Raw genomic sequence first — 11084 nt, forward strand, 5'->3', positions numbered from 1 at the left:
GGGCCAAACACCCCCATCCTTGATCCCTCCCCAAACGGGGGAGGGCGTCGACTGAGACATCACTCGCCAGCTTTGCTTCCGAGGGGGCTTCGATGCCGCATAAGACATTCTTTGCCTTCATCCTGCCCTCGCTGATCGCGATGGTCCTGTTCATCGCGCTGCCGATCGTCTCGGTGGTGGTGCAGAGCCTCCATGTCGAGCACCCGCGGGTGATGGTCGAAGTGGAAAACTGCCAACCCTTCGGTGGCTGCACCAAGGAAATGCAGGTCGATAGCGCCGCCTTGGCGCAATTGCAGGCAGAGCAGCCGATGGGCCGGTTCAATGGCTTCGGCACCTATCTCAATCGCGGCCATCTCGCGGTCAACGAAATCGGCGCTATCCTCTCGAGCAACAGTGGTTTCGGCGATGTGGTCAGCCGCATCTACAACCTGCCCTTCTACAAGGCCCTGGCCTTCACCCTGGTCTTCTGCTTCGTGGTGACGCCGCTGGCCATGGGCCTTGGCTTCGCCATCGCGCTGGCGGTCAACGCATTGCCCAAGGTGACCAAGGGTCCGGTGATCTTCTTTTCGCTGCTGCCGATGATCATCACGCCCCTGGTGGGCTCGCTGATCCTCTACTGGATGATCCAGGCCAACGGCATCATCGGCGCGACCCTCCAGAACATCTTCAACGATTCAACGCTGTCGCTGCGTGCTTCGCCAGTGCTGACCTGGGCATCGCTATTGTTCTATGGCGTCTGGACCAATGCGCCCTTCAGCTTCGTGGTGTTCTACGCGGGGCTGCAGACCGTGCCGGGCGACACGCTGGAATCGGCGATGATCGACGGCGCCAGCCGCTGGGAGCGCATCCGCTACGTCATCATTCCGCATCTGGCGCCGCTCGCCACCTTTGTCGCGCTGGTACAGCTGATGGACAATTTCCGCGTCTTCGAACCGATCGTCGGCTTCTCGGCCGAGGCCAACGCGACCTCGCTGAGCTGGATGATCTTCAACGACCTCAGCGGCGATGCACAGCTCTTCGGCTCGGCCGGCGCGACGTCCGTGCTGACCATCCTGGGCGTCATCATCCTGCTCACCCCGGTGCTGATCCGCACCTGGCGCGAATTCAACCATAAGGTGGTGTGACATGTCCGAAGCCACGCTGACCCAGAAGCGCCCGCTGCCGCTGAACCTGCTGATTTCCGCCTTCGTGCTGGTCTGGGTGGTGCTCGCCGCCTTCCCCTTTGCCTGGACGGTCTGGGGATCGTTCAAGGTCGAGCCGGATTTCTTCTCCCGCGAAAGCTGGTGGAACGCCATTGCCGGCACCTATACCCGGATCCAGACCGGCGCCGCCTTTACCGGTGACGGCTACTATGGCGCCTGGGTGACGCGCGAATTCTGGCGCGCTGTCGGCAATACGGCCATCGTCACGGTCTCGGTCACCGTGATCTCGCTGACGCTGGGCACGCTGGGCGGCTATGCCCTGGCGCGGTCCGGCCAGCGTTACGCCTTCTGGATCCTCATCATCGCGCTGGTGTTTCGCGCCATGCCGCATATCACGCTGGTCTCGGGCTACCTGCTGCCCTTCTTCCAGCTCAATATCTGGGGCGTGCTGCCGACCTCGATCATCGTGCTGGTGGCGATCAACCAGCCCTTCACGCTGTGGATGCTGCATTCGTTCTTCCTCAGCATCCCCAAGGATCTCGACGAGAGCGCCATGGTCGATGGCTGCACCCGCTTCCAGGCCTTCCGCATGGTCATCATCCCCGTGATGTGGCCGGGCGTGGTGACGACGGGGCTGTTCAGCTTCCTGCTCGCCTATAACGACTTTGCCGTCACCTCGATGCTGCTCAGCGCCGACAACCAGACCATGGTGCCCAAGATTTCGAGCTTCCTGGGCTCGGTGCAGGAGCAGGGCAATGTCATGTATGCCGTGGCCGCCGTGGTCTCGGCCACGGTGCCGCTCTTCATCCTCGTGCTCTTCTTCCAACGCCAGATCGTCAGCGGGCTCACCGCCGGCGCTGTTAAGGGGTAATCCAGATGGCTCAGATCCGCCTCAAGAACGTTTCCAAGCGCTGGAACAATTTTGTCGGCGTCGACAATTTCAACCTCGACATTGCCGACCAGGAATTTCTCGTCCTGCTCGGCCCCTCCGGCTGCGGCAAGACCACCACCATGCGCATGATTGCCGGGTTGGAAGACATCACCGAAGGCGAGATCTGGATCGGCGATCGCCTGGTCAACAAGCTCGAGCCCAAGGATCGGGACATCTCAATGGTGTTCCAGAGCTATGGCCTCTACCCCAACATGACCGTCTACGAGAACATCCGCTTCCCGCTCAAGGTGCGCAAGGTGCCGACCGAGCAGCACCATGAGCGCGTCATGGCGGCCAGCAAGATGGTGGAACTCGACGATTTCCTGCAGCGCCGGCCCGCCGCCCTGTCCGGCGGCCAGCGCCAGCGCGTGGCGCTGGCCCGCGCCATCGTGCGCGAGCCCAATGCCTTCCTGATGGACGAGCCGCTGTCCAACCTCGACGCCAAGCTGCGCGTCTCGACCCGGGCGCAGATCAAGAACCTGCACCACACGCTCAAGCGCACCACCATCTATGTGACGCATGACCAGATCGAGGCGATGACGCTGGCCGATCGCGTCGTGGTGATGCAGAAGGGGCTGATCCAGCAGGTCGGCACGCCGATGGAAATCTACGACCGCCCGGCCAATACCTTTGTCGCCAGCTTCATCGGCTCGCCCGCCATGAACCTGGTCCATGGCGACATTGCCGATGGCGTGTTCACCGGCGACAGTATCCGCGTCGATGGACTGTCCAGGGCGGTCAAGGGGCCGGTCACGCTGGGTTTCCGGGCGGAAGACGCGGTGCTGGCGGGGGAACGCGGCCACATCGAAGCGCCGATCTACTCGGTCGAATTGCTCGGCGAGGCCACCATGATCTCCATGCGCGTGGCCGGCGAACTGGTCTCGATCAAGGTCGGCAAGGACTACCGCGCCGAGATCGGCGATATGGTCCGCGTCAATATCGCGCCAGCCGCCTGCCACCTGTTCGACAGGGCGAGCGGCGCGCGTATTGTGTCGGACGACTGAGATGACTGTGCAGGAGTCGGCCTTGGCCATCGACCCCACCGACGACATCAGGCGCGCCGCCTTCGACGCTGCCGTGGCACGCCACGGCCTGGCGCTGTCGGCCGGCGAGCGTGCCGGCCTCTACAAGCTCGCCGACTGGCTGAGCGACGGCATTGCCCGGCTCGACGACGTTGCCGGGCTGGCCGATGCGGCGCGTGCGTTGGATTTCAGCTTCATCGAGCAGGGCGCCATGCTGCGCGATGGCCGGTTGACCTCGGTCGCCCTGGTGCAAGCCCATCTCGACCGCATCGCCGCCCGCGATGGCGCCTATCGCAGCTTCTACCTGGTCAGCGCCGAAAGCGCCCTGGCGGACGCCAGCCGGGCTGATGCCGAACTGGCTGCGGGGCGCGATCGCGGTCCCCTGCATGGCATCCCCGTCGGCATCAAGGACCTGATCGACTTGGCAGGCCTACCCACCACTGCCGATGCACCCGGTCGCGCCAATGCACTGGCCCAGGCCAATGCCGACGTGGTCGAGCGCCTGATCGAGGGCGGCGCGATCATCATCGGCAAGCTCGCGACCTATGAATGGGGCACGGTCGGCCCCGACAATGGCGGCCTTTTCCCCCCGGCCCGCAATCCCTGGAGCCTCGCCCACATTACCGGCGGATCGTCCTCCGGCAGCGCCGTTGCAGTGGCCGGCGGGTTGCTGCGCACCACTATCGGCACCGATACCGGCGGCTCGCTGCGCGGCCCCGCCTTTTATTGCGGTGTCGTCGGGCTCAAGCCGACCTACGGCGCGGTGCCCAATGCCGGCGTCCTGCCGATGTCATCAAGCATGGATCATGTCGGCCCGATCAGCGCCACGGTGGCCGAGGCGGCCGTCACGCTCGATGTTATCGCCGGCAGCAATGCGGCAAGCCTGCTTGGCCAGCCGATCAACGGCCTGCGCATCGGCTATGCCCGCAACTGGTTTGCCCGGGACAATCAGACCATGCCGCCGGTGCTCGAGGCCATGGATGCCGCGCTCTCGACGCTCTCTGAACGCGGCGCGCTGATCGAGGAAGTCGAGCTGCCCGACTACTACGCCATCGAAGTCGCGGCCGCCGCCATCCTGCATCGGGAGAGCTTCGGCTATCATGCCCAGGCCTTGCGCGAACATCCCGAGGCCTATGGCCGCCGCGCCTTCCTCAGCCTCGCCGCTGGCGTAGCGGTGACCCCGGAGGAACTCGCCAGGGCCAGGCGGACGGGGCAGGGCTTCCGCACGGCAGTCGACCGATTGCTTGCCACCCAGGATGCTATCGTAACGGTGGGCGCCCTGACGACGGCCCTGCTCGCCGCGCCTTTCGAGAAGGAAGCAGTGTGGACGCCCATGCGCACCATCGGCTTCAATGTCAGCGGCCATCCGGTGCTGGCGCTGCCGATCGGCCTGGACAAGGGCCTGCCCATGGGCATGCAGATCATCGGCCGGCACCATGACGAAGCGCGCATCGTCCAGATCGGCGACGCCTTCGAGCGCGCTACCGACCACGCGGTGCAGCGGCCACCAGCCATCTAGAACCAGAAATCGTGCGGCGCCCCTCAGGTCGTCGTTTACAAATTTGCATACGTATGCAGAATACAGGAAAGGGAGCGACACATGCCAGTCTGGCTCAAGCGCGGTAAGGATGTCGGGGAGCGGGCCGAGGCGGATCGCCAGGTGCGCGCCACGGTCGAAACCATTCTCGCCGATATCGAGAAGCGCGGGGATAGTGCGGTTCGTGATCTCAGCCGGAAGTTCGACAATTGGGACCGCCCCGATTATCGGCTCAGCCAGCGCGAGATCGACGATTGCATGGCCCAGCTTACCGACCAGGACCTTGTGGACATCGAATTCGCCCAGACCCAGGTACGCAACTTCGCGCGGGCGCAGCGCGCCACCATGCAGGACCTCGAGGTCGAGACGCTGCCGGGCGTGACGCTCGGCCACAAGCATGTCCCGATCAACGCCGTGGGCTGCTACGTCCCCGGCGGCAAATACCCGCTGCTCGCTTCGGCCCATATGTCGGTGATCACGGCCAAGGTGGCCGGCTGCGAGCGCGTCATCACTTGTGCTCCGCCTTTTGGAGCCAAGCCGGCACCGGCCGTCGTCGCCGCACAGGCGATGGCCGGTGCCGATGAAATCTATGTCCTGGGTGGCATCCAGGCCATTGGCGCCATGGCCATCGGCACCGAGAGCATCGACCCGGTCGACATGCTGGTCGGCCCCGGCAACGCCTTCGTGGCCGAAGCCAAGCGGCAGCTGTTCGGCCGGGTCGGCATCGACCTCTTTGCCGGTCCCACCGAAACTCTTGTCATTGCGGACGAGACCGTCGATGGCGAGATATGCGCCACCGACCTCCTGGGCCAGGCCGAGCATGGCCCGACCACGCCGGCGATCCTGCTCACCACCTCGGAAAAGCTGGCCCGCGAGACGATGGCGGAGATCGAGCGGCTGCTGGCCATCCTGCCGACCGGCGAGATCGCCCGGAAATCCTGGGCCGACTATGGCGAGGTCATCGTCTGCGAGGACCATGCCGAAATGCTGGTCGAAGCCGATCGCATTGCCTCCGAACATGTGCAGGTGATGACCGACCGCGACATGTGGTTCCGCGACAACCTCACCAACTACGGCGCGCTGTTCCTGGGGCCGCGCACCAATGTCGCCTATGGCGACAAGGTGATCGGCACCAATCATACTCTCCCCACGATGAAGGCGGCGCGCTATACGGGTGGCCTGTGGGTGGGGAAGTTCATGAAGACCTGTACTTGGCAGACCGTCACGACCGACGCGGCTTCGGCCATGATCGGCGAATATGGTTCGCGCCTGTCGATGCTGGAGGGCTTTGTCGGCCACGCCGAACAGGCCAATGTGCGCGTGCGCCGCTATGGCGGTCGCAACGTGCCCTATGGCACCGGCGCTACCCCGCGCATAGAGGCCGCTGAATAGCATGACCCTGCCGCGCACCCCCAGCTTTCGCCTCGACGGCAAGCGTGCCCTCGTCACCGGGGGCACGCGCGGCATAGGGCTGGGCGCGGCGGTGGCGCTGGCCGAGGCCGGCGCTGCCGTGACCATCGCGGCCCGCACGGCAGGCGACATCGAAACGGTGGTCAACCAGATGGCCGATGCCGGCCTGGCCGCCGAGGGCGTGGCGCTGGACATCACCGACACTGCGACGATCAAGGCCTTTGTCGACGATGTCGAACCCTTCCAGGTGCTGGTCAATTCCGCCGGCACGGCGCGGCATTCCAGCTTCGTCGACATCACCGAGGCCAACTACCAGCTCGTGATGGACCTCAACCTCTCGGCCACCCTGTTTGTCTCGCAGGCCGTGGTGGCACGGCTGGTAGCGGCGGGCCTGCCGGGCTCGATCATTCATGTCTCGTCGCAGATGGGCCACGTTGCGGGTCCCAACCGCGCGGTCTACGCCGCCAGCAAGTTTGCTGTTGAAGGCCTCTCCAAGGCCATGGCTATCGAGCTGGGTGCCCATAATATCCGGGTTAACACTGTCTGCCCGACCTTCATCGAGACCGAATTGACGGCCAAGAACCTCGGCGATCCCGATTTCCGCAGCTGGGTACTGTCCAAGATCAAGCTCGGGCGGCTCGGTCGCATCGAGGATATCATGGGTCCGATCGTGTTCCTGGCATCCGATGCCGCAGCGCTGGTGACCGGCGCCTCACTCCTGGTGGATGGCGGATGGACAGCGGAGTAAAAAAACCGGGCGTCACCTCCAGCCAGGTCGCCGAGCACGCCGGCGTCTCGCAGTCGGCCGTGTCGCGCACCTTCACGCCCGGTGCGTCCATCTCCAGCAAGACCCGGCAGAAGGTATTGGCCTCGGCCAAGGAGCTCGGCTACCGGCCCAATGCCATTGCCCGCTCGCTGATTACCAACCGCTCGCGCATCATCGCGGTGGTGATGGCCTATCTGGAAAACCTGTTCTATCCCGACGTGCTCGAAGAGCTGGGCCGGGCCCTGGCAGCAGAGAATTACCACCTGCTGCTGTTCACCGGCTTCATGGATCGCGACAGCGATCCGGTTTTCGACCAGCTCATGCAATATCGCGTCGATGGCATCATCCTGGCCTCGACTTCGCTCTCCTCCGAACTCTCCGAGGAATGTGCCACTGCCGGCATTCCCGTCGTGCTGTTCAACCGCACCACCGAGCGCGACGCGGTGTCCAGCGTCACCACGCGCAACAGGGAAGGTGGCAAGCGCATCGCCGAGTTCCTCGTCGCCGGCGGACACAAGAGCTTCGGCTACATTGCCGGCCTCGAGAATTCCTCGACCAATCGCGATCGTTTCCAGGGCTATGTCGAAGGCCTTGCCGGCCACGGCATCACCAGCGTCGCCACCGAGACGGGCAACTATTCCCGCGTCGAAGCGCAGGATGCCGCACGCAGGATGTTCACGCGCCCCGATCGCCCCGAGGCGCTGTTCGTCGCCAACGATCACATGGCCGTGGCGGTGATGGATGTCGCCCGTTACGAATTCGGCCTGCGGATCCCCCAGGACATTTCCATCGTCGGCTATGACGATGTCGGGCCCGCCACCTGGACCTCCTATGGCATCACCTCGATGAGCCAGCCGGTCAAGCGCATGGTGGAGGCCACGGTCGATATCTTGATGGACCAGATCGCCAGCGGCGAGATCGAGGCGGAACACCGCATCCTCAACGGCGACCTCGTCGTGCGCACCTCGGCCCGCCTGCCGCAAAGCGGCATCGTCAGCCGCGACGGCCAGCAGATTTTCCGGCCAAAGGAGGCCTGATGATGCGCTCCGCCCCCATCCGGCCCATTTTCCAATGTTCGTTGCATACGAATGCAAAATCGCCAGAAAGGACTATTCCATGACCAAGTGGACACAATCTGAAATGGAAAAGCGCCTGGTGCGCTATGCCGACCTCAAGGGCCTGCGCAACGCCTTCATCGACGCACGCACGCCCGGTTCGGACCGCAAGGAGAATTTCACCATCATCGGCCCGGGGGTCAGTGAAAATCCCGCGCAGGTGGTGCATATCCCCGAGGCGCATGGCTTCAACTTTGGCGCGGCGCGCCAGCCATTCGGCTGCACCAACAGCCAGCACAGCCACCTGACGGCCGAGACCTTCCTGGTGCATACCGGCAAGTGGCGCTTCGTCTTCGGCGCCAACAAGGACGAAGGATACCTCGATGTCGAGCCGGGCGACGTCGCTACGGTCCCCACCCACATGTTCCGCGGTTTCGAGAAGCGCGACGAAGGCACCGGCTTCTTGGCCGTGGTGCTGGGCCATGACGATCCGGGCAAGGTGGTCTGGGCGCCGAGCGTCTTCAGGATGGCCGAGGATTTCGGCCTCAAGCTGCTCAAGGGCGGCAAGCTGATCGACACGACGCTGGGCGAAAGGGTGCCTGATGGCGCCGAGCTGGAACAGCCGCCGACGGCCGAGAAGCTCAAGGAACTGGCGACCCCGCCCATGGATGAGCTGGCAAAATATGCGCTCAAGCCCGATCAGATGAAGGCGAACCCGAACTCGCCTTTGGCCGGCGAGGGCGTCGAGGAAGCCGCGCTGATCGGCGACGTCGATGCCGGGGATGGCTTCACGGCCGGTCCCATCGTCGGGCATTGGCAGCATGGCTTTGCCCTGCGCCGCCTCCGGCTCGAGACCGGGGCCACCATCGCGCCGCATAGCCGCAGCGAACAGGAAGTGATCTTCGTGCAGTCCGGCACGCTCGAGGTGAACTGGGCCGACGGCAAGCTGATCATGGGTGCCGGCGATACACTGACCGTGCCGATCGGCCTGGCGCACGGCTTCCGCAACCCGGCTTCGGCTGATGCCATCGCCTTCGTGGTCCGTGGTGCCGCCGCTCCGGCCGCACCGGTCTGGGCCACGGCGCAGGCGGCAGAGTAGCCGCCATGCCAACCATCTCGCCCGATGTCCTCGCCGCCCTGCGCAAGGCCGATACGCCGACGGTCTGCAACGCGCTCGAACATGTCATGGGCGGGCGCACCGCGGAGGGTTTCACCAAGACGCCCGTGGTCTGCGCCGATCCTGCCCTGCCGCCGGTCGTTGGCTTTGCCCGCACCGCCAAGATCCGCGCCTCCTCGCCGGCCCAGAAGCCGGCGGCCGAGGTGCGGGCCTTACGCATGCAATATTACGAGTATGTCGCGGCCGGGCAGGGCCCCAATGTCGTGGTCATTGAGGACACAGACTATCCCCATGTCATCGGAGGCTTCTGGGGCGAAATGCAGGTGGCCCAGCACAAGGGACTAGGCATTGCGGGCACGCTGACCAATGGTGTGCTGCGCGACCTGGGCATGCTCGACGAGGGCTATCAGGTCATCGCCGGGGCCGTGGGGCCTAGCCACGCTTTCGTACATGTGACGGAGCTGGACTGTCCGGTGACGGTCTTCGGCATGACTGTGCGGCCGGGCGATCTCGTCCATGCCGACCGCCACGGCGGCGTTGTCATCCCGGCCGAGCATATCGAGCGCATGGCCTGGGCCATCGACGTCGTCATGCGCAAGGAAGTGCCGATCCTGACGGCCGCACGGGCGCCGGGCTTTACGGTCGAAAAGCTCAAGGCGGCCTGGCTGGAGGCGAACCAGATCAAGTAGCCGCACGCGATGTCATCCCGGCGTAGGCCGGGATCCATGTCCGTATCTCGCCTCGACCTCAGTGGCTGCGGCAATTGCCGGACATGGATTCCGGCCTGCGCCGGAATGACTCGGTGAATGTGAAAAAGGCCGGTGTTTCCACCGGCCTTTTGGCTATTTCCCGATCTGCATGCGATCCAGCCGCAGCTGCGCTGCCCTGCGGTGGCCTTCCAGCCCCTCGCTCGCTGACTGGCGGGCGGCGGGCGGCGCGACCTGCTTGACGCCCCCTTCGCTCAGCCACTGATGCGTGGCGATCTTGACATAGGCGCCGACCCAGAGCCCGCCCGTATAGGCGCCCGCGCCCATGGTGGGGAGGGTATGATTGGTGCCCGAGCACTTGTCGGAATAGACCACGCTGGCCAGTTCGCCGATGAACAGCGAGCCATAATTGCGCAGCTTCAGCGCAAATGCCTTGGCGTCGGAGGTATGCACCTGCAGGTGTTCGGCGGCGATCAGGTCGGAATAGGCGATCATCGCAGCCTCGTCCTCGCAGACGGTGATCTCGCCATAGTTGACCCAGGCCTCGCGGGCGGTATTGGCGGTCGACAGCGTCTGCAGCTGCTTCTCGACCTCGACCAAAGTGGCATCGGCCAGGGCGCGGTCGGTAGTGATGAGGCCAACGCGGGTGCGGATGTCATGCTCGGCCTGGGCCAGCAGGTCCGTGGCGATCATCTCGGCATCGCCGGTCGCGTCGGCGACGACGAAAATCTCCGACGGGCCAGCGAGTTGGTCGATACCGACAGGGCCGAAGACCTGGCGCTTGGCCTCGTTGACGAAGGCATTGCCCGGGCCGACGATCTTGTTGACGGCCGGGACGCTCGCGGTGCCATAGGCCATGGCGGCGATGGCCTGGGCACCGCCGATGCGGAAGATGCGATCGGCGCCCGAGAGGTGGCAGCCGGCGATCATGGCCTTGTGGGCATTCGGCGGCAGGCAGGCGATGACCTCGTCGACCCCGGCAACCTTGGCCGGCACGATGGTCATGATCGGCGCCGACAGCAGCGGATAGCGGCCACCGGGCACGTAGCAGCCGACGCGCTGGATGGGGATCACACGGTGGCCCATATGCACGCCGGGGAGGGTTTCGACTTCGAGCGGCAGGATGGTCGAAAGCTGGGCCTCGGCGAATTTGCGCACATTGGCGATGGCGAATTCGGTATCCATGCGCGTCTGCGGATCGAGTTCGGCCAGCGCCTGTTCGCGCTCTCCGGCGGTGACTTCAAAGACCGAAATGTCCGACTTGTCGAACCGGGCCGAATATTCGCGGATGGCGGCGTCGCCATTCTTGCGGACATTGGCGATGATCTCGTTGACCAGCGCTTCGACCGGGGCATTGTCGCCGATCGAGGAGCGCTCGGGGGCCTTCACATAGGTGA

Annotated in this window: 10 protein-coding genes; 9 read left to right on the forward strand and 1 reads right to left on the reverse strand. The window is 64.8% G+C overall.

Annotated features, from left to right (window positions below; genetic code table 11):
* Positions 1–92 precede the first annotated feature (92 nt).
* The 9 genes from IH615_RS05265 (at position 93) to IH615_RS05305 (ending at position 9669) form a co-directional block, all read left to right on the forward strand.
* Positions 93–1124 carry a sugar ABC transporter permease gene (locus IH615_RS05265; RefSeq protein WP_291360405.1) on the forward strand — a complete coding sequence of 344 codons (1032 nt, stop codon included), beginning with the start codon at positions 93–95 and terminating at the stop codon, positions 1122–1124.
* A gap of 1 nt (position 1125) precedes the next feature.
* Positions 1126–2013, forward strand: a complete 888-nt coding sequence (locus IH615_RS05270) for a carbohydrate ABC transporter permease (RefSeq protein ID WP_291360407.1) — start codon at positions 1126–1128, stop codon at positions 2011–2013.
* Between the two features lie 5 nt (positions 2014–2018).
* On the forward strand, positions 2019–3077 hold the full coding sequence (gene ugpC, locus IH615_RS05275; RefSeq protein ID WP_291360409.1) for a sn-glycerol-3-phosphate ABC transporter ATP-binding protein UgpC: 1059 nt from the start codon (positions 2019–2021) through the stop codon (positions 3075–3077).
* A 1-nt stretch (position 3078) separates the two neighbouring features.
* Entirely contained in the window at positions 3079–4614 is a 1536-nt protein-coding gene (locus IH615_RS05280; protein ID WP_291360411.1) for an amidase, read from the forward strand.
* A gap of 81 nt (positions 4615–4695) precedes the next feature.
* Positions 4696–6024 carry a histidinol dehydrogenase gene (gene hisD, locus IH615_RS05285; RefSeq protein ID WP_291360413.1) on the forward strand — a complete coding sequence of 443 codons (1329 nt, stop codon included), beginning with the start codon at positions 4696–4698 and terminating at the stop codon, positions 6022–6024.
* A gap of 1 nt (position 6025) precedes the next feature.
* On the forward strand, positions 6026–6790 hold the full coding sequence (locus IH615_RS05290; RefSeq protein ID WP_291360414.1) for an SDR family oxidoreductase: 765 nt from the start codon (positions 6026–6028) through the stop codon (positions 6788–6790).
* Positions 6775–7845, forward strand: coding sequence for a LacI family DNA-binding transcriptional regulator (locus IH615_RS05295; RefSeq protein ID WP_291360415.1), 1071 nt, complete (start codon positions 6775–6777; stop codon positions 7843–7845). Before IH615_RS05290 ends, IH615_RS05295 begins: the two co-directional genes overlap by 16 nt.
* Before the next feature lie 79 nt (positions 7846–7924).
* Complete coding sequence (locus IH615_RS05300; RefSeq protein ID WP_291360418.1) at positions 7925–8962, forward strand: cupin domain-containing protein; 1038 nt, start codon at positions 7925–7927, stop codon at positions 8960–8962.
* Between the two features lie 5 nt (positions 8963–8967).
* On the forward strand, positions 8968–9669 hold the full coding sequence (locus tag IH615_RS05305) for an RraA family protein (RefSeq protein ID WP_291360420.1): 702 nt from the start codon (positions 8968–8970) through the stop codon (positions 9667–9669).
* A 153-nt stretch (positions 9670–9822) separates the two neighbouring features.
* Here the strand turns inward: IH615_RS05305 and hisD (IH615_RS05310) are convergent.
* Positions 9823–11084 (reverse strand): histidinol dehydrogenase (gene hisD, locus IH615_RS05310; protein ID WP_291360422.1); only part of this gene is annotated, 1262 nt, incomplete at its 5' end.

The sequence above is a fragment of the Devosia sp. genome (assembly GCF_014860165.1).
Lineage (GTDB): Bacteria > Pseudomonadota > Alphaproteobacteria > Rhizobiales > Devosiaceae > Devosia.